The organism is Nocardia nova NBRC 15556, assembly GCF_001613005.1.
GTDB lineage: Bacteria > Actinomycetota > Actinomycetes > Mycobacteriales > Mycobacteriaceae > Nocardia > Nocardia nova.
The window spans coordinates 1-17,438 of record NZ_BDBN01000024.1; the positions used below are offsets into that span (position 1 = coordinate 1).

At 70.4% G+C, this 17,438-nt stretch carries 21 protein-coding genes and 1 pseudogene; 13 read left to right on the plus strand and 9 right to left on the minus strand.

Annotation, left to right across the window (positions count from 1 at the left end; translation table 11 throughout):
* The first annotated feature begins 405 nt into the window (after nucleotides 1-405).
* Together NN2_RS10720 and NN2_RS10725 are read left to right on the plus strand one after the other, a co-directional pair.
* Entirely contained in the window at nucleotides 406-951 is a 546-nt protein-coding gene (locus NN2_RS10720) for an MFS transporter (protein WP_063012711.1), read from the plus strand.
* 49 nt (nucleotides 952-1,000) lie between these two features.
* Nucleotides 1,001-1,630, plus strand: coding sequence for a VOC family protein (locus NN2_RS10725; RefSeq protein ID WP_030513796.1), 630 nt, complete (start codon nucleotides 1,001-1,003; stop codon nucleotides 1,628-1,630).
* 20 nt (nucleotides 1,631-1,650) lie between these two features.
* Here the strand turns inward: NN2_RS10725 and NN2_RS10730 are convergent, their stop codons facing one another.
* The 3 genes from NN2_RS10730 to NN2_RS10740 form a co-directional block, all read right to left on the minus strand.
* Nucleotides 1,651-2,079: a hypothetical protein gene (locus NN2_RS10730; protein WP_063012713.1), complete on the minus strand. Its 429-nt coding sequence runs from the start codon at nucleotides 2,077-2,079 to the stop codon at nucleotides 1,651-1,653.
* A gap of 83 nt (nucleotides 2,080-2,162) precedes the next feature.
* Nucleotides 2,163-3,011: an alpha/beta hydrolase gene (locus tag NN2_RS10735; RefSeq protein ID WP_063012715.1), complete on the minus strand. Its 849-nt coding sequence runs from the start codon at nucleotides 3,009-3,011 to the stop codon at nucleotides 2,163-2,165.
* Nucleotides 3,008-3,601: a TetR/AcrR family transcriptional regulator gene (locus NN2_RS10740; protein ID WP_063012717.1), complete on the minus strand. Its 594-nt coding sequence runs from the start codon at nucleotides 3,599-3,601 to the stop codon at nucleotides 3,008-3,010. Before NN2_RS10740 ends, NN2_RS10735 begins: the two co-directional genes overlap by 4 nt.
* 94 nt (nucleotides 3,602-3,695) lie before the next feature.
* On the opposite strand from NN2_RS10740, the gene NN2_RS10745 reads away from it, so the two are divergent.
* The gene (locus tag NN2_RS10745) at nucleotides 3,696-4,076 is read left to right on the plus strand and encodes an ArsR/SmtB family transcription factor (RefSeq protein ID WP_082856893.1); all 381 of its coding nucleotides are present in this window, start codon (nucleotides 3,696-3,698) and stop codon (nucleotides 4,074-4,076) included.
* Nucleotides 4,073-5,568 (plus strand): annotated as a pseudogene (gene arsB / locus NN2_RS10750) (ACR3 family arsenite efflux transporter). Before NN2_RS10745 ends, arsB begins: the two are co-directional and overlap by 4 nt.
* 25 nt (nucleotides 5,569-5,593) lie before the next feature.
* Here arsB and NN2_RS10760 read toward each other — a convergent pair.
* Nucleotides 5,594-6,439 (minus strand): helix-turn-helix transcriptional regulator, encoded by an 846-nt coding sequence (locus NN2_RS10760; RefSeq protein ID WP_063012728.1) that lies wholly within the window; start codon nucleotides 6,437-6,439, stop codon nucleotides 5,594-5,596.
* Nucleotides 6,440-6,542: 103 nt separating this feature from the next.
* Between NN2_RS10760 and NN2_RS10765 the strand changes: the two genes are divergently transcribed.
* Nucleotides 6,543-7,475: an SDR family NAD(P)-dependent oxidoreductase gene (locus tag NN2_RS10765; protein WP_063012730.1), complete on the plus strand. Its 933-nt coding sequence runs from the start codon at nucleotides 6,543-6,545 to the stop codon at nucleotides 7,473-7,475.
* Nucleotides 7,476-7,591: 116 nt separating this feature from the next.
* On the plus strand, nucleotides 7,592-8,470 hold the full coding sequence (locus tag NN2_RS10770; RefSeq protein WP_063012732.1) for an SAM-dependent methyltransferase: 879 nt from the start codon (nucleotides 7,592-7,594) through the stop codon (nucleotides 8,468-8,470).
* Between the two features lie 46 nt (nucleotides 8,471-8,516).
* Here the strand turns inward: NN2_RS10770 and NN2_RS10775 are convergent, their stop codons facing one another.
* From NN2_RS10775 to NN2_RS10795, 5 genes are all read right to left on the minus strand, one after another.
* Nucleotides 8,517-10,604: a glycosyltransferase family 39 protein gene (locus NN2_RS10775; protein ID WP_439955849.1), complete on the minus strand. Its 2,088-nt coding sequence runs from the start codon at nucleotides 10,602-10,604 to the stop codon at nucleotides 8,517-8,519.
* 66 nt (nucleotides 10,605-10,670) lie between these two features.
* A complete protein-coding gene (locus NN2_RS10780) occupies nucleotides 10,671-11,153 on the minus strand; it encodes a hypothetical protein (RefSeq protein ID WP_030513786.1) in 483 nt (160 codons plus the stop codon).
* An 83-nt stretch (nucleotides 11,154-11,236) separates the two neighbouring features.
* Nucleotides 11,237-11,686 (minus strand): hypothetical protein, encoded by a 450-nt coding sequence (locus tag NN2_RS10785; RefSeq protein WP_063012736.1) that lies wholly within the window; start codon nucleotides 11,684-11,686, stop codon nucleotides 11,237-11,239.
* Nucleotides 11,683-12,000, minus strand: a complete 318-nt coding sequence (locus NN2_RS10790; protein WP_063012738.1) for a hypothetical protein — start codon at nucleotides 11,998-12,000, stop codon at nucleotides 11,683-11,685. Before NN2_RS10790 ends, NN2_RS10785 begins: the two co-directional genes overlap by 4 nt.
* A gap of 43 nt (nucleotides 12,001-12,043) precedes the next feature.
* A complete protein-coding gene (locus NN2_RS10795; protein WP_063012740.1) occupies nucleotides 12,044-12,736 on the minus strand; it encodes a DJ-1/PfpI family protein in 693 nt (230 codons plus the stop codon).
* Between the two features lie 200 nt (nucleotides 12,737-12,936).
* Here NN2_RS10795 and NN2_RS10800 point away from each other — a divergent pair, with 200 nt between their 5' ends.
* The 7 genes from NN2_RS10800 to NN2_RS38925 all read left to right on the plus strand — a co-directional run bounded on the left by NN2_RS10800 (nucleotide 12,937) and on the right by NN2_RS38925 (nucleotide 17,420).
* Nucleotides 12,937-13,875: a GlxA family transcriptional regulator gene (locus tag NN2_RS10800; protein WP_063012742.1), complete on the plus strand. Its 939-nt coding sequence runs from the start codon at nucleotides 12,937-12,939 to the stop codon at nucleotides 13,873-13,875.
* A 132-nt stretch (nucleotides 13,876-14,007) separates the two neighbouring features.
* Nucleotides 14,008-14,289 (plus strand): hypothetical protein, encoded by a 282-nt coding sequence (locus NN2_RS10805; protein ID WP_156511301.1) that lies wholly within the window; start codon nucleotides 14,008-14,010, stop codon nucleotides 14,287-14,289.
* A complete protein-coding gene (locus tag NN2_RS10810) occupies nucleotides 14,286-15,212 on the plus strand; it encodes an FAD:protein FMN transferase (protein ID WP_063012746.1) in 927 nt (308 codons plus the stop codon). Before NN2_RS10805 ends, NN2_RS10810 begins: the two co-directional genes overlap by 4 nt.
* Nucleotides 15,209-15,778, plus strand: a complete 570-nt coding sequence (locus NN2_RS10815; protein ID WP_063012748.1) for a ferric reductase-like transmembrane domain-containing protein — start codon at nucleotides 15,209-15,211, stop codon at nucleotides 15,776-15,778. The genes NN2_RS10810 and NN2_RS10815 overlap by 4 nt, the downstream gene beginning before the upstream one ends.
* Nucleotides 15,775-17,013 carry an NADH-ubiquinone oxidoreductase-F iron-sulfur binding region domain-containing protein gene (locus NN2_RS10820; protein WP_063012750.1) on the plus strand — a complete coding sequence of 413 codons (1,239 nt, stop codon included), beginning with the start codon at nucleotides 15,775-15,777 and terminating at the stop codon, nucleotides 17,011-17,013. The genes NN2_RS10815 and NN2_RS10820 overlap by 4 nt, the downstream gene beginning before the upstream one ends.
* A complete protein-coding gene (locus NN2_RS10825; RefSeq protein WP_063012752.1) occupies nucleotides 17,010-17,240 on the plus strand; it encodes a ferredoxin in 231 nt (76 codons plus the stop codon). Before NN2_RS10820 ends, NN2_RS10825 begins: the two co-directional genes overlap by 4 nt.
* A gap of 57 nt (nucleotides 17,241-17,297) precedes the next feature.
* Nucleotides 17,298-17,420: a hypothetical protein gene (locus NN2_RS38925; RefSeq protein WP_255359447.1), complete on the plus strand. Its 123-nt coding sequence runs from the start codon at nucleotides 17,298-17,300 to the stop codon at nucleotides 17,418-17,420.
* Nucleotides 17,421-17,438 lie beyond the last annotated feature (18 nt).

Genomic DNA, 17,438 nt, shown 5'->3' on the forward strand with positions numbered 1-17,438 from the left:
CTGCGCGGCGGGCAACACCGCCGCCGCGGCCGCGGCCACGCCGAGAGTACCGGCGACGGCCGTACCCAGTGCGCGACGACGGCTCATCGCGGAGATGAGGCGAGCGGCGTTCATGGATTCTCACTTTCCGAATCGGCTCTGATCGGTCGCGGGTCGAGCGCGGGCGACTTCGCGCTCGACGGTTGCGAAAGATCCTGTCCGAGAAGCGTTCCGCGGTGTCCTTCCGAGAAAGGCCGTCAACGCCACCGGCAGGTATTGATCAAATCATCAGATACGATCGGCCGCGCTGTCAAGAGTAAATGATGAGATCATCAGAAATTGCCCACCGACCATGGACGACCCGATGGGCATGAGAATCCGGGCTCGACACTGGGGACGACGGCGCGGGTCCCGCCTCATCCGGCCTTGCGCACGGAGGTCGATTCCGCGTCCACCCGCCCGCTCGTCGTCGGCATCCTCGGCGCACGCATCGTCGCGGGCCTGCCGGCCACCGTCTGGGGCCGGCGCAGCGTGTACGCCGTGACGGCAGTCCTCCTCGTCGCGTCGGCGGGCCTGGTCCTGATGCTTCTGCCGGCCGAGGCCCGCGCGGGCCGCCCCGGCTATCGGCAGGTGCTGCGCGGCTCGCGGTCCCTGTTCGGTGACCGGCTTCTGCTCTCGCGCGGACTGAACGCGTTCTTCCTGTTCGCCTCCTTCGGCACGCTGTGGAGCGGCCTGGCGTTGCCTCTCGCGGCCTCCGTCGGTTCGGCGTTCGGCGCGGCCGCCACGACCGCCGCGTATTCGGCCGCCGGCTGGACCGGGTCCAGCATTGCCGGCGCCGCCTTCGCGGTCGGCGGCTTCGCGGTATGGGCGATCGCGGACGGCCGCCGGCGACCGGCCGACCGGCGTCCGAGGCGCTCGATCACGCCCGCCACGGAGCCGGGACACGATGTGGTGCAGACGCTCCCAGAGTGATCAGGAATCGAGAAGCGCCGGTCGTGCGATCGCCGATAACGTCTTCGACATGAACATCACCACTGCTCAGAGCACCATCGCATCGGTCATCCTGGAGACCCCGGACCCGGCTGCCGCCGCGGCCTTCTACGAGGCCGCGTTCGGACTCGGCGACCGGCTGCGGGTCCGCAAGTCGGACGCGGAGACCACCGGCTTCCGCGGATACATCCTCTCCCTCGTGGTGTCCCAGCCGAGCACCGTCGACAGCCTCATCGGCTCCGCGGTCGCGGCGGGCGCCACGACGGTCAAGCCGGCCAAGAAGAGTTTCTGGGGGTACGGCGGCGTCGTGCAGGCCCCCGACGGCGCGGTCTGGAAGATCGCCACCTCGGCGAAGAAGGACACCGGCCCGGCCACCCGCGAGATCGACGATTTCGTTCTGCTGCTCGGGGTCGAGAGTGTGAAGGCGACCAAACAGTTCTACGTCGAGCGCGGCTTGACCGTGGCCAAGAGCTTCGGCGGTAAGTACGCGGAGTTCGAGTCGCCGGCCGGGTCGGTCAAGCTCGCGCTCTACGGCCGCAAGGCCGCCGCCAAGGACGCGGGTGTCCCGGCGGAGGGCTCCGGGTCGCATCGGATCGCCGTCACCGGCCCCCTCGGTTCCTTCACCGATCCCGACGGATTCGTGTGGGAGGTCGAGGCCTGAGCCGGGTGGCCCGGCCGGAATCAGGCCGCCCGCAACGGAACTCGCAACGATTTGCGCAGCGACGACGGGCCGACCAGGGGAAGCAGCACGGCGAGGAGCTTCCCCTTGAACGCCCGTGGCGTCCGGGTCAGTTCGACGTCGACACGGCTGCCCTCCGGGGCAGGTGTGGCACGGAAGACCCACCCACCACCGGCGCCGAAGAGTTTGGAATCCCGGGTGGTCACGGTCACCGTGTCGCCCGCCGGGTCCCACTCGTAGCGGGCGCGCTCCCAGGCCGCCTCCGTCCCCTCGGTGACCTCGGCCCACCCCTCGCCCTGCTCGTGCACGACGAAGTGCTCGGCATCGATCGTCGGCCACACCTGCGGCCGGGACGGGCCGAAGTCGGTGAGCACACCCACGACCTCGACGGGGCTCAGCGTGGAGATGAGATGAAAACGGACCGTGGTCATGGAAACTCCTCGAAACCGGTAGGGCCGCCGGCCGCGGGTTCGCGGTGCCGGACACTCATCGAGCATCGCCGCTACCGGTGCCGCTACGAATCCGTCGGATGACGCTGCGGTGACGTAATCTCCATGACCTCCATCAGCTGGTTCGCGAACTCTTCGGCCTCGGTGCGCACTCCGTTGTGTGCCCCGGGGAACTCGACCACCTCGAGTCCGAGCCGGGCCGCGATCTCGACCGCGGGCCGATAGGGCAGGCACCCGCGCGTTTCGCGGCCGACCGCGAGCACCAGACGGTCCGACACCGCGGCCAGCGCACTGTAATCCGGTGTGTACGAGGTGAATTCACGCAACTCGTGTTCGATCATGAGCGGGCCGTTGGCGGCGAGGCGGGCCCACATCTGCGCGGCACGCTCCGACAACTGCGCAACCTGCGGCGCCGGTTTCATCGCGGGACCGATGCCCGCGAGGAATCTCGCGCCGGCCGCGGCGACGCCCTCGGTGTGGAGCAGGGCATAGACCTCCTCGACCATCGCGAGGTGCCGGTCGGCGTCCGGCAGGACGGCGAAGCAGGGTGGTTCGTGCGCGACCAGTCGGCGCACCCGGTCGGGATGTCTCGCCAGCACGTCGAGTCCGACGATCGCGCCGTTGCTGGTTCCGCAGACGAACGCCGGCTCATCGGACAGATGTGCGAGCAGCCGGGCCACGTCGTCCGCCTGCACCGCCACCTGCTGATCCTCGGGCCCGTGGGCGAGCACGCTGCGCGAACAGCCGCGTGGATCCAGCGCCACGACGGTGAAACGGCGCCCGAGCACCTCGGCCATCTCGTCGAAGACGCCCGCGTCGCCGCCGCCACCGGGGATCAGCAACAGCAGCGGCCCGTCGCCGCGCAGTTCGTAGTACAGCGTGGCGCCGGGGACGGTCAGTGTGTCGGATCTCATTGCGCTACTTCCTCTTCGGTGCCGGACGGCCACTGCGACAGGGCGCGATGCAGGGCCTCGAGAATGCGGTGCCAGCTGGCGTCGATCGCCCGGGAGTGCGCGAATCCGCCGGCCGCCTCCAGGGTGGCGAAACCGTGAAATGTGCTGCGCAGCAAGCGTCCCGCGTCGGTCGCCCCGGGTTCGCTCAATCCGTATCCGCGCAACAGCGCCGCGGTGAGCTCGATACCGCGCAGCAGGGCCGGCTCTCCGGCGACCTCCTCGGGATCCATACGGATCTGCGTTGCCGCGTACCGGCCCGGATGGTCGAGGGCGTAGGAGCGGTACGCGTCGGCGAACGCGAACAACGCCTCGCGCCCGGAGCGCCCCGCCACCGCCGCGCCGATCCGCTCGTTCATCTCCGCCCCGGCCAGCAATCCCACCTGCACCTGCAGATCCCGCAGGTTCCGGACGTGGGTGTACAGGCTCGGATCCTTCACCCCGAACCTGCGGGCCACCGCGGACAGGGTGACGTGGGCGAATCCGACTTCGTCGGCGAGCTCCGCTGCGGCGCGGGCGATTCGCTGCCTGGACAATCCCGCACGGGGGGACATGTACCACTCCTAACCTAGTCTACTTAGGATGTAACCTAAGCATATTAGGATCGGCGCGGCCACATAATTTTCGCCCCGATGTCGAGGGCGATGGATGTCTAATCAGGAGTCGTCCGCGACGGACGCGGCCGCACCGGCAGGCTGCGTGACCACACCCCGGTTGCTGCCGGTCGTGGGCGCCGAAGCGGCCCACGACCTCGCGGCGATGTTCAAGGCACTCGCCGACTCCGTCCGTTTGCGGGTGTTGTCGGCCATCGCGGCGCGCGCCGGCGGGGAAGCATGTGTCTGCGACGTCTCCGACGGCCTCGACGTCACCCAGCCCACCGTCTCCCATCACCTGAAGGTGCTGCGCGAGGCCGGTCTGGTCACCAGTGAGCGCCGCGCCTCCTGGGCGTACTACCGGGTGATTCCCGAAGCGCTGCAGCGCCTTTCGGATCTGCTCGCCGATCAGGCCGGGCTGGGAGTGCACACGTGACCACGACCGAAGAGACCGCGGTCGTCGCCAAGCTGTCGATTCTCGACCGCTTCCTGCCGGTCTGGATCGGCGTGGCGATGGCCGCGGGGCTGCTGCTCGGGCGCCTCGTTCCCGGACTGGGTGACACCCTGTCGGCGGTGCAGGTCGACGGAATCTCGCTGCCCATCGCGATCGGCCTGCTGATCATGATGTATCCGGTGCTGGCGAAGGGCCGCTACGACCGGCTCGGCACCGTCACCGGCGACCGGCGCATGCTGCTCGCCTCGCTGCTGCTGAACTGGGTGGCCGGGCCCGCGCTGATGTTCACCCTCGCGTGGCTGCTGCTGCCGGATTTGCCCGAGTACCGGACCGGGCTCATCATCGTCGGCCTCGCCCGATGTATCGCGATGGTGATCATCTGGAACGATCTGGCCTGTGGCGACCGCGAAGCGGCCGCCGTGCTGGTGGCGTTGAATTCGATCTTCCAGGTCGTCATGTTCGCCGCCCTCGGCTGGTTCTATCTCTCGATCCTGCCCGGATGGCTGGGGCTCGAGCGAACCACGATCGACACCTCGCCGTGGCAGATCGCGAAATCGGTGCTGATCTTCCTCGGCATCCCGCTCATCGCCGGCTATCTCACGCGGCAGCTGGGCGAGCGGGCGCGCGGCCGGCAGTGGTACGAGGGGCGGCTGCTGCCGCGGATCGGCCCGTGGGCGCTGTACGGATTGCTGTTCACGATCGTGATCCTGTTCGCCCTGCAAGGCAACCACATCACCGCCCGGCCCTGGGACGTCGCGCGGATCGCGGTACCGCTGCTGGCGTACTTCGCGATCATGTGGGGTGGCGGCTACCTCTTCGGGTGGGTGGCCGGCCTCGGTTACGCACGCACCACCATCCTCGCCTTCACCGCGGCGGGCAACAACTTCGAACTCGCCATCGCGGTCGCGATCGCCACCTACGGCGCCGCCTCCGGCCAGGCTCTCGCCGGCGTCGTCGGCCCGCTGATCGAAGTCCCGGTTCTCGTCGGCCTCGTCTATGTCTCCCTCGCCCTGCGTCACCGGTTCCCGGCCTCCTCCGACGCTCCCACACCCGCGAAAGGCCCTGCGCGACAATGAAACCAAGCGTTCTGTTCGTGTGCGTGCACAACGCCGGACGATCCCAGATGGCCCAGGGCTTTCTCACCCACCTCGCCGGTGACCGCATCGACGTCCGCTCCGCCGGCACCGAACCCGCCGACCGCATCAACCCGGTGGCGGCGCAGGCCATGCGCGAAGTCGGCATCGATATCACCGCCGGCACCCCGGCCGTCCTGACGCCCGGCACCGTCCGCCTCAGCGACATCGTCATCACCATGGGCTGCGGCGACACCTGCCCGTACTTCCCCGGTGTCGACTACCGCGACTGGCAACTGGACGACCCGGCCGGGCGAGACATCGCGGCCGTGCGGCGCATACGCGACGAAATCCGTTCTCGCGTGGAACAACTGATCGCCGAACTCGTGCCGACATCGTGAGGCCGCGCGCCCGCGACCGGGGTGCTCACGGTGCCAGCGATTGCGTGCCCAGCACGATCGCCAGGTCGAGACGGGCGGCGTCCTCGGTACCGGGCTCGGCGGTGTAGACGGAAATGCGCAGATCGTCGAGAGTCACGAGCAGGGTGTCGCAGTCGAGGGTGATCAGGCCGACCGCCGGGTGGTCGATCGTCTTCCGCCTCGACGGGTCCGGCGCAGGCGGTGGCGTCTCGGAGTTCCAGAGGTCGGTGAACGTCGAACCCGCCGCGCCGAGGTCGGTGATGAGGCGCCGCAGGGTGCGGTCGGCGGGATAGCGGGAGGCGGTCAGGCGCAGGTCGGCCACGAGCCGGGCTTCGTGCTCCGCCTGCTCCCGCTCGGAGTGCACGACCCGGGTCGGCATGCGAGTGATGTTGCGCCACACCGCATTGCGCTCCACGCCGCGCCACGCGGTGGTGTCGCCCATCAGCGCGTTGTACGGCGCGTTGGCCATCACCAGCGTCCAGCTCGCGTCGTAGACGACGACCGGCGTGTGCGACAACCGGTCGAGCAGTCGTTGCACGCTCGCGGTGATCCGCGAGGGCACGACGTCCGGGCCCGGTGCGGCATGCCCGGCCAACCGGTAGAGCAGGTCACGTTCGGCATCCGTCAGGCGCAGCGCCCGGGCCAGTGCCTCCACCACCTGCGCCGACGGCGCGGTCGCGCGCCCCTGTTCCAGGCGGGTGAGGTAGTCGGCGGAGATGCCGGCGAGCGCGGCCAGTTCCTCCCGGCGCAATCCGGCGGCCCGGCGCCGGGACCCCACCGGCACGCCGACGGCCTCGGGCGCCACCCGGTCGCGCCAGCGGCGCACCGTCCGGCCGAATTCCCACGCTTCCACGTACTCCAGTCTGCGCGAGCGCGCGCCGGCTTGTCCTGGCCCTGGCAGTCCTACGACAACCGGACGACTGCCTACGGCCCGGCCCGGTCGGCACGCTGGGGACATGACCGAAACCGGAACTGTTCTCATCACCGGCCCGACCCGCAACCTGGGCCGCGCCACCACGCTGGCGATGGCCGGCCGCCCGGTCGGACAGCGTCCCGACCTCCTTCTGGTCGGCCGCGCCGGGCCGGATCTGACCGCGATCGCCGACGAGGCCCGTGCGCGCGGCGCCCGGGTCCGCGAAATCGGTTGCGACCTGGCCGATCTCACCGATGTCCGCGCCGCTGCGACGACCGTGCGCGAACTTCTCTCCTCCGGTGCCGTGCGACCACTGCGCGCACTGATCGCCAATGCCGGCATCATGTCCGCCGACACCCGGCAAGCCACGCCCGACGGTTACGAGACGACCTTCGCCGTCAACTACCTCGCCCACGCCCAGCTCATCGGCGATCTGCTCGACGTGTTCACCGTCCCGGCGCGGATCGTTCTGCTCGGTTCGAACACCTATCACGCCAACTTCTGGCGCAGGCTGCTCCATGTCGCCGAGGCCGAATGGGCCGATCCGCTCGATCTCGCTCGCCCGGCCACCGGCGAGCGGGCGCCGGGCATGACCGCATCGGGGGTCGCGTACTCCAACGCCAAGCTGGCGATTCTGTACTACGCCCACGAACTGCAGCGCCACGCCGGCCCCGGGATCAACGTCTCGGTCTTCGAACCGGGCTGGATGCCGGGTACCGCGCTCGGCCGCGGCGCTCCCGCGCCGGTGCAAGCGATCGGCCGCGCTATCGGCCGGCTCCCCGGCGTCTCGACCCCGCAACGCTCGGGACCGCTCCTGGCCTCGATGGCCCTCGACGAGAAGTGGGCACACCTGCGCGACGGCGCCTTCGTGGTGAAGACCGCGCTCACCGAGGTGCAGCCGGTCGCCCACGACCGTGACCGCGAGCGCCGCCTGTGGGAGGCGACCACCGAGCTGCTCGAGCGCGTGCGGGCATAGGCGGCAATCCCCGCTCGATGGCGGGAAACACGTGGTGGCAGGGGTTTCATGGCGGATTCACACGGGCGCGGCGCGGGTACCTGCCGGGCCGCACCCCGGTCGGTAGGTTGGCCGTCATGCGTACCGACGAGGATTCCTGGGATATCAACACCGGTGTCGGATCCACGGCATTGTTCGTCGCGGCCGCTCGCGCCCTGGGCGGCCGCGCGGACGACGCTCCGGCTCGGGACCCGCTCGCCGAGCTGTTCGTCTCGGCCGCGGGCGGCGAGTGGGCGGATCTGATGGCGGGACGACTGCCTGAACATCCCTTGCTGACAACCGATTTCGGCATCCCGTTCCAGCAGCATCAGCTCTTCCGCACCCGCTATTTCGACGACTACCTGGAGGCCGCGGTGTCGTCGGGAATCCGGCAGGTGGCGGTGCTCGCGGCGGGCCTGGACGCACGCGCCTATCGACTGCCGTGGCTGGCGGGCTGCACAGTCTACGAACTGGATCGGCCGCGGGTACTCGAGTACAAGCGCGCGACCCTCGCGCAGGCCGGGCGCGAACCGATCGCGGATCGCCGGGAGGTGGCGGTCGATCTGCGCGGCGATTGGCCGAAAGCCCTGCGCGACAGCGGCTTCGACTCCGACCGGCCGACCGCGTGGTTGATCGAGGGGCTGCTGATCTACCTCACACCCGCCGCCCAGGACCGGCTGTTCGATACGGTTCACTCGCTCAGCGCACCCGGCAGCCGGGCCGCCGTCGAACAGATGGATCCCCTGCCCGCCGAGGCCGCCGAAGCCCTGGCAGCAGACGGAGAATCCGGCTCGGAATGGGTGAAGTTGATCTACAACGAGCCGCGCAGCGAGGCCACCACCTGGTTCACCGACCGCGGATGGAGCGGTGAGCGCGTCTACCTTCCCGACTACATTCGCAGCCTCGGCCACACCCCGGCGGGCCCCGACGGCCGCCAGCAGTCACTGATCAATCTGGCGACCGTCACCCGGCCGTGAGCCGTGTGCGGCAATCGGATTCGCCCACCGAGCCGCTGTCGCACTCCTACCCCCGGTATCCGCTCAGGTTGTACACCGTGACGTTGCCGAGGTGCTGAGCCGGGAAGGTGGCGGTGACCCAGGCGGTGATGTCGGCATGCTGATTGCGGCCGAAACCGCCCGGGCCGCCGCTGTTCTCGGTGGCGTCCGGCTGCGGCTGCCCCGGCGTGCTTCCCGGTGCCGTCTGCTCCCGGCCCCGGCTCGTGGTCGCACCCTCGGCGCGCCCGGTCGTGCCCGGATTCCGGTCGCCGGGCGCGGCCTGCTCCCGCACATCCGCCGGACCTTGGTTGCGACCGTCGGCCTGAACGACGTAGTAGGCGATCTTCCCGTCCTTCACGTCGGCCTGGAACTGCGCCGACGTCGGCACCGGGTCACTGCCGGAGAACCCGCCGATCGCCATCACAGGCCTGCCGCTTTCCAGTTCGAGCGCGGCGGCCGCGGACGAACCGTTGGTCGCCGCCGCCCAGGTCGCGGTCGTCGCCTTCAGCATCGCCGAGAGCTGCGGATCCGGACGCGTCCGACCGAAGTCGCCACGCCCGCCGGCCTGCGCCGGGCCGACGGTCGGTCCGCCGCCGGAGTGCGCGGTGGCGACGGTCGCGAACGAGTAGGCCGCACCGCCCGCCAGAGCACCGATCAGCCCGATCGTCAGGACGACGGCGGCGAGTCGGCGAGACACGTCGTAGGTCCGGGGCAACACCAGTACGACCGCTGCGGCGATCGTCACCACCGCGATCGTCCAGCGCAGCTCCGGATACCAGCCGCTGTTGCGGTGCAGCAGAACGACACTCCACACGCCCGTCACCACCAGCAGTGCGGCCGTGCCGAATCGGCCGAAAGCCGTGTGCCGCCGGTTCCACAGTTCGGCGACGCCGACCGCGAACATTCCGGCGACCGCCGGGGCGATCGAGAGGCAGTAGTACGGATGCACCATGCCGTTCATGTAGCTGAGCACACCGCCGTCGATGACGATCCAGCCGCCGAACACGATGGCCGCCGCACGGATCCGATCGGTGCGCGGTGCGCGGCCGCGCGAGATGAGCACCAGCACCATCGCCAGTAACGCGGCCGGCAGTAACCAGCCGATCTCGAAGCCGAACTCCCCGGTGAACAACCGCTGCACACCGTGCACCTGCCCGCCGAAGCCACCGAATCCGTTGTGCGCGTCCGCGGGCGGGGCCGCGTGGGCGGACGCGGCCGCCTGGGCCGCGGGCGCCGGCGCCGCCCCACCACCGTGATTGCGGCCGAGCACCCGGGCGAAACCGTTGTACCCGAGCACCAGGTTCATGAAGTTGTCGTCGGTCGAGCCGGCCAGGTACGGGCGGCTCGATGCGGGCCACCAGAGCGTGAGCAGCACATACCAGCCGCTGGACACCAGCAGCGCGGCGAGTCCGCCGAGCAGTTGCAGCAGGCGGGTGCGCAGCGACGTCGGAGCGGCCACGAGGTAGGCCACGCCCAGCGCGGGCAGCACCATCAGCCCCTCGAGCATCTTCGCCAGGAACGCGAAGCCCAACGCCGCACCGGCCAGCAGCAGCCACGTCGTGGAGGCGCGGTCGAGTGCCCGCACCGTGGCATAGGCGGCGGCCGTCATGAGCAGCACCATGACCGCGTCCGGATTGTCGAATCGGAACATCAACGCCGCCACCGGTGTCAGCGCCAGCGCCGCGCCCGCGAGCACCGCCGTCCAGTGGTTGTTCGTGATCCGCCGGACCGCGCCGTAGAGCAGGGCGACCGCGGCCACCGCCATCAACGCCTGCGGAACGAGCATGCTCGCGCTGGAGAAGCCGAAGATGCGACCGGACAACCCCATCACCCACTGCGAGACGGGTGGCTTGTCGACGGTGATGAAATTCGCCGGATCCAGGGAGCCGAACAGCATCGCCTCCCAGTTCTTCGATCCGGCCCAGGCGGCGCCGGCGTAGAACTGGTTGCCCATCCCGTTGACGGTGATGTTCCACAGGTACATCACCGCCGTCGCGATCAGGAGCACCGCCAGACCGGCCCGCTCGACGGCTCTGCCGCCGAATCCGGGAGCGGCGCCGGGTTTCGCGGGCTCGGGCGGTACCACCGGCGAATTCTCGAGGAGTGATGTAGTCACGGTGCCTATTCAGCCCGCGCAGCTCCACAGCTACCTGTGAGCGAGCAGTGAGGTTGCGATGAACGCCTAGCGGGCCGGCTTCTGCCCCGCGGCCGCGACCGCCCGGCGCCGGGGACGCTCACCGGGCACGAGCAGCGCGAGGACGGCGACCACCACCGCACCGCCGAACAGGTACAACCCCCACGTGCCGGTGAGCAGATGCTGGTAGTCGTCGCGCAGCTGTCTGTCGAACCGCTGATCCAATCGCCAAGCCGGTACCGCGATCGCCGCGATTCCGGCCAGCACCGCCAGCCATCCCAGGACGCGCGAGCCGAACAGCCCCGCCAACAGCATCACCAGAGCGACGAGCAGCAACACCACCGTGTAGGACGCGCGCAGCTGCGTCGCCTGGGCCTGCACCCCGTCCAGCGGGATTCCGGTCGCGAAGCCGTCGCGGATATCGACGAGCCGGATGTGGCGGGCCTGCACAACTCCGACGAACGGCCCGAACGCTCCGACCGCCATCACGACCCCACAGGCGAACAGCACCAGATGGACGACAGCGCGCATACGTCCACGGTATTCCGGCCGGCCTCGCAATGCACCGACCCCGGCGCGATCGTCGTCGTGTCGCGACCGGACACGCCGACAATTCAGACGCCGGTGGTCGATCCCGGGCGTACGACCATCAGCACCGCGACGATCGCCCACAGCAGGTTGAAGATTCCGTCCGACATGGCCAGGCGCGCGGCCGTCGCATCGACGCGGCCGGCTGCCACGGTCGTGAGCGCGGCGCGTTGGTCGGGCAGGATCATCGTGCCCAGGATCGCGGCGGCGGCAGCGGTGAGGGCGATCGACGTGATCAGCCATCCCGTGCCGAGTACACCCAGGGCGGCGCCGGTGGCCAGCCCGAAGATCGGAACCGCGAGCCCGACGGCCGCGTATACCCGGCAAATGCGGTGCAGCATTCGAAGATTCGCGTTCATGTCGGCCGATCCGGCGGCCCGGCGCAGGGCCGGGGGAAACATACTGGCGGCGACCGCAACCGGGCCGATCGCGATCACCGCGGCCAGAACATGCAGCGACAGCAGCACTTTCGTCACCGGATGTGCTCCACTCCACCGCGGCGCACGCCGGTGACCTTCGACGCGGGCAGGCGTCCCGCCTTGGCGGTGCCGGTGAGCGCGTCGCCCTCGACGGTCACCGCGAAGGCGAGATTCAGACGCATCGGTTTCCTGACGGCCTGATTCCAGGTGAGCCGATCACCGTCGAGCACGATGTCGTGCAGCGAAACCCGTTCGCCCGCACCGCTTGCCGTGCCGGCGAGGGTGCCGTTCTCGCGATGGATATCGAGTTCGACGGCAATCCTGCCGATCGGGGTGGAGATGGACAGATCCCAAATGCCTTCGGCGGACATGACGCAGTTGTTCCTCGGATGTGTCGTGGGTGAGCAGGTCGGATCAGACGGTGACGGGAACGGGGCCCCGGCGACGCCAGACGATGCCGCGGCGTTCGTGCGCGAACAGCCGCTCGACCGCGTGCGCGATGCGCGGCCCGACCTCGCGTTCGAGCAGATGAAGACCGAGGTCGAGCCCGGAGGTGACGCCGGCGCCGGTGACGAGATCGCCGTCGTCGACCACTCGCGCGTCCACGGCCTGCACGCCCGTGGCCTCGAGCAGATCCAGTCCCAGATGATGGGTGGTCGCCGGACGCCCCTCCACCAGCCCGGCCATGGCGAGAATCAACGACCCGCCGCAGACGGCGGCAACTGTGATCCGCGGATTCGCCATCGCCGCGCGGAGCAGCTCGGGCAGTCCGGTGGTCAGCGTGCGGCCGAGCAGAACCGGGATCGATTCGTCGCGACACCACTCGCCGGCGGCCCCGGCATCCTGATCCGGCATCTCCCCCGGCTCGCCGATGCGGCCCGAGGCGCCGGGGACCAGCACCACACCGGGCCGCGCCGGATCGAGCGCCGCGGTAGCGCGCAAGGTCAGGCCGCCGGTGCCGCTCACCACCTCCCGCGGCCCTTCCGCCGAGACCAGTTCGACGCTCACGGCACCGCCGGATGCGGTCCCGCCGGCATAGAGCACCTCGTAGGGGGCGATGACGTCCAGCGGATCGAACCCGTCGAACAGGACGATCTGAGCATGCATGGGAATCCCTTCGAATCCGCCCGGCCGCCCGGGCACGGCCTGACGGTATTCGGGCGGGTACGCGGTTCCCAGTGGCGTTTTCGACAGGTTTCGACGGGAAAACGACATACCTCGAAAAAGTCGCTATCACCTGGGAGACGAGGGCGATGTCCGGAGCATCATGGCGAACATCACAGGTGGCGACGAGGTATGTTCCGGCCATGCACACCGTCGCCGTCCTCGCCCTGGAAGGGGTCGTCTCGTTCGACCTCGCCGCCCCGATCGAGGCCTTCACCCGGACCCGGCTGCCCGACGGCCGCCCCGGCTATCAGGTCCGGGTCTGCGCGGAACAACCCGAGGTCGACGCCGGTGCCTTCAGCTTGCGTGCTCCCTGGGGGCTGGCCGGACTCGAGGACGCCGACACCATCATGGTGCCCGGCACCGCGAACCCGGCCGCACCGATTTCGCCCGCCGTCCGGGACGCGCTGCGTAGCGCGGCCGCGCACGGCACGCGCATCGCCTCGATCTGCTCGGGCACCTTCCCGCTCGCCGCCACCGGACTGCTCGACGGGCTGCGCGCCACCACGCACTGGATCGCCGCCGCCGAGCTGGCGGCCGCGTATCCGGCGATCGAGGTGGACCCGGATGTGCTCTACGTCGACAACGGCCAGATCCTCACCTCGGCCGGCGCCGCCGCGGCCCTGGACCTGTGCCTGCACATGATCCGCCGCGACTACGGTTCGGCGGTGGCCGCGGACACCGCCCGGCTCTCGGTGATGCCGTTGGAACGCGAAGGCGGACAAGCCCAATTCATCGTCCACGGCTTCGCGCCCACGCCGCGCGGCTCCGATCTCGAGCCGCTGCTGAACTGGCTCGAGACCAACCTCGCGGCCGACGTGACCCTCGACGAGATCGCCGCGCGCGCCGGAGTCAGCACCCGCACCCTCCTTCGCCGCTTCCGCGAGCACACCGGCACCACGCCCCTGCAGTGGCTGCATCGCGCCCGCATCCGCCGCGCCCAGCATCTGCTGGAATCCACCACCCATTCGGTCGAACGCATCGGCGCCCAGGTCGGATTCGGTTCGCCCACCGCCTTCCGCGAGCGGTTCAAACGCACCACCGGAGTCAGTCCGCACAGCTATCGCCGCAGCTTCAGCTGATCTTCAGCTCACGGTCGCCGCCCCGGCAACTCATTGCTCACGCACAGCTCACACCCAGCCTCGGTCCGCATGCTGGCCTTTCAGAGAGGGCCGACGCGCGTCGGCACAGCACCGAACGAGCAGGTGACCGATATGGGAACGTCACATCCGAACCGCCGCGTGGGCCGGACAGCGGCCGGGGTACTCCTGGCCGTCGGCGCCGTCGGCACCACGACGGCGGCGGTCGTCGCATACGCCGACAACCAGTCCGCCGCGACCACCAACACCAGCATCACCGACAACACCGGCAGCGCGAGCACCGGCAGCGCGAGCACCGGCAGCGCGAGCACCGATCAGCCCTCCGGCACCGAGGGCACCGTGCCCCAGCTGAGCCCCGGCCAGGGCACCGCGCACGCGCGTTCGAGCGGCTCATGACCTCGACACACGCGGCGGAGACCGCCGCAGCCGAATGGGAGCTGTGGAGCACCACCGCTCGCCTCGTCGTCACCGACCCGGCCGCCCTGGCCGGGGCGCGCCGCCTCGTCGACGCTCACCTGGATCGAGTCGACAACGCCTGCAACCGTTTTCGCGCCGATTCCGAAATCGGCATGCTGACGCCCGGCCGCCCGGTCACCGTCAGCGCGTTGTTCGACGAATATCTCGACGCGGCACTGACCGTCGCTCGCGACACCGACGGCGACGTCGATCCGACGGTCGGCGCCGACCTCGACAACCTCGGCTACGACCGCGATTTCACGCAGATCACCGCCGGGCCGGCGGTCGTCCCGCTGAGCGTCACCCGGCGACCCGACTGGTCGCAGGTGATCCGGTCGCCGCGGTCGGTGACGCTGCCCGCCGGCGTGCGGCTCGACTTCGGCGCGACGGCGAAGGCACTGGCCGCCGACCGGTGTGCGCGCACGGTCGCCGAGGAACTCGACTGCGGCGTACTGGTGAGCCTGGGCGGCGACATCGCCACCGCCGGGCCCGCTCCCGACGGGCACTGGCAGGTGCTCGTCCAGGACGATGCGACCCAGCCCGCCGCCCTCGTCCGACTGCCCGCGGGTGCGGCGATCGCCACCTCGAGTACGGTGCGACGGCGCTGGATTCGCGGGGGACGGCCGCTGCACCACATCCTCGATCCCCGCACCGGGTGTGCCGCGGAGCCGGTCTGGCGCACGGTGTCGGTGGCCGCCGACTCCTGCCTCGCGGCCAATGCGGCCGCCACCGCCGCGGTCGTGCGCGGGCGTGCGGCACTGCCGTGGCTGCGTTCCGCCGGGCTGCCGGCCCGGCTGGTGGACCGGCACGGGCGAGTCCTCACCCTCGGCGGCTGGCCCGACGAGCCGGACGGAATTCGATGAATACCTCTGCGTTCGACCAGGCATTGTGGGCGTTCGGCCGGGCCGGCGGGATCACGGCACTGATTCTGCTGACCGTCGCGGCCGTCGCCGGGATCGCCGCGCGCTCCGGGCGGGCCGTCCTGCTTCCCCGCGCCGGCCTCGCCGAATTCCACCGCGGCGCGGCACTGTCGGCGACGGCATTCGTCGCGCTGCACGTGCTGGCGATGCTCCTCGATCCGTACGCCCAGTTGCGGCTGCTGACCGTGGTGTTGCCGTTCACCGGCGGCTATCGGCCGCTGTGGGTGGGTTTCGGCACCCTGGCCGTCGACCTGCTGGCCGTCGTCGTGATCACCGCGCTGCTGCGACATCGGCTGGGCCCCACCGTCTTCCGCCTGGTGCACTGGTCGGTGTACGCACTGTGGCCGGTGGCCCTGATCCACACGCTCGGATCGGGAAGTGACGTCGACCGGATCTGGATGCTCGCCCTCGTCGGCGCGTGCGTTCTCGCCGTCGCCACCGCCGGCGTCTGGCGGTTCAGCCGCGGTTTCACCGAATTCACCACAGTCCCCGAAAGGAGCCGGCAATGACGGCGACACTGACCGGAAATCCCGCGACTCCACCCGCCCCGGCCGGCACCGACCGATTGCTGGCGGCCGGCGATTCCAGCCTTTCCGCGCATGCGGCCTCCTACGGCCCCGCCCGCGCGGTCGGCAGCGAGTTCATCGACGTGGTGGCTGCTGCCGGTCTCACCGGTCGCGGGGGCGCGGGCTTCCCGGTGGCGCGCAAACTCGCGGCGGTGGCCGACGGCCGGGGCGCCGTCGTGGTCGCCAACGGCGCCGAGGGCGAGCCGGCCAGCGACAAGGACGCGGTATTGCTTTGGCGCGCACCGCATCTGGTGCTCGACGGACTGTCCGTGGCGGCCGCCGCCGTGGGGGCGCGGCGATGCCACCTGTACGCACCGGAGCGGCTGCTCGACCCGATTCGGCACGCCCTCACCGAGCGGCAGTCCACCGGCTACGACACGCGGCGCGTGGATCTCACCCCGGCCGCCGACGGCTTCCTGGCCGGGGAGAAGAGCGCGGTTCTGGAGCGGCTGGCCGGTCGCGCACCGATACCGCGGGACAAGCCGGTCAGCACCTCTCGATCCGGGCTGAACGGCCGCCCGACGCTGGTGCAGAACGTGGAGACGCTCGCGCATCTGGCACTGCTGGCCCGATTCGGCCCGGCCTGGTTCCGTGCTGCCGGAACCCCCGACGAACCCGGCACCATGCTGGTCACCCTGTCCGGCACCACCGCATCCGGCGTCGTGGAGATCCCGATCGGCACCGGCCTGATCGAATTGATCCAGCGGTTCGGGCGCACCGATCCGGCCCAGGTCCAGGCGGTGCTGATCGGCGGATACCACGGCACCTGGCTGCCGGGCAGCGCACTGGCCGGCGCGGCGATGTCCCGAAACGCCCTGCGACACCGGCACGCATCGCCCGGCGCCGGGGTTGTACGCGTACTCCGCCACGACGAATGCGGGCTGCGGGTCACCGCGGACATCATCGCGTACCTCGCCGCCCAGAGCGCCGGACAGTGCGGGCCGTGCCGGAACGGATTACCGCAGCTGGCCCGCACCGTCGGCGATCTGGCGGCCCGCGGCCGCACCCGGCCCCAAGACGTCGCCCGCATCGCCGATCTGGTCGACGGTCGCGGCGCCTGCCACCACCCCGACGGGACCGCACGCCTGGCACGTTCGGCCCTGGCCGTCTTCGCCGAGGAAATCGCCCGCCACCGGCACGGTTCCTGCCGTGCCCGTTCCCGGGGAGCCGCGCTGTGACCGCACCCGATCGCCCCACCTGGCGCCTGCACATCGATTGGACTCGCTGCGACGGCCGCGGCCTGTGCAGCGAACTGCTGCCCCATGCCATCGCCCGCGACGACTGGGGCTTTCCGCTCACCCGCGACCACCGCGATCCGGTCCTCGACAGCGGTGCGGCCGCCGCGGCCCGCGACGCGGTGAGCCTGTGCCCGCGCCTGGCCCTGTCGCTGCGGCGGATCGGGTGAGCTGCGGCGGATCCGATGACCCGGGTTGAAGACGACCATCCCGGGTAAGGGCTCGGTATGGAATTACTGGTGATCGCCGGTTTGGTAGTCCTGGTCGCGGCGGTGGTGCTGTACCGCACGATCCACAATCACCGGTCGGGTCCGACGGAGCCGCCGGACAAAGAGGGCAACCTGCGGTGACGAGGCGCGCGGAACGAC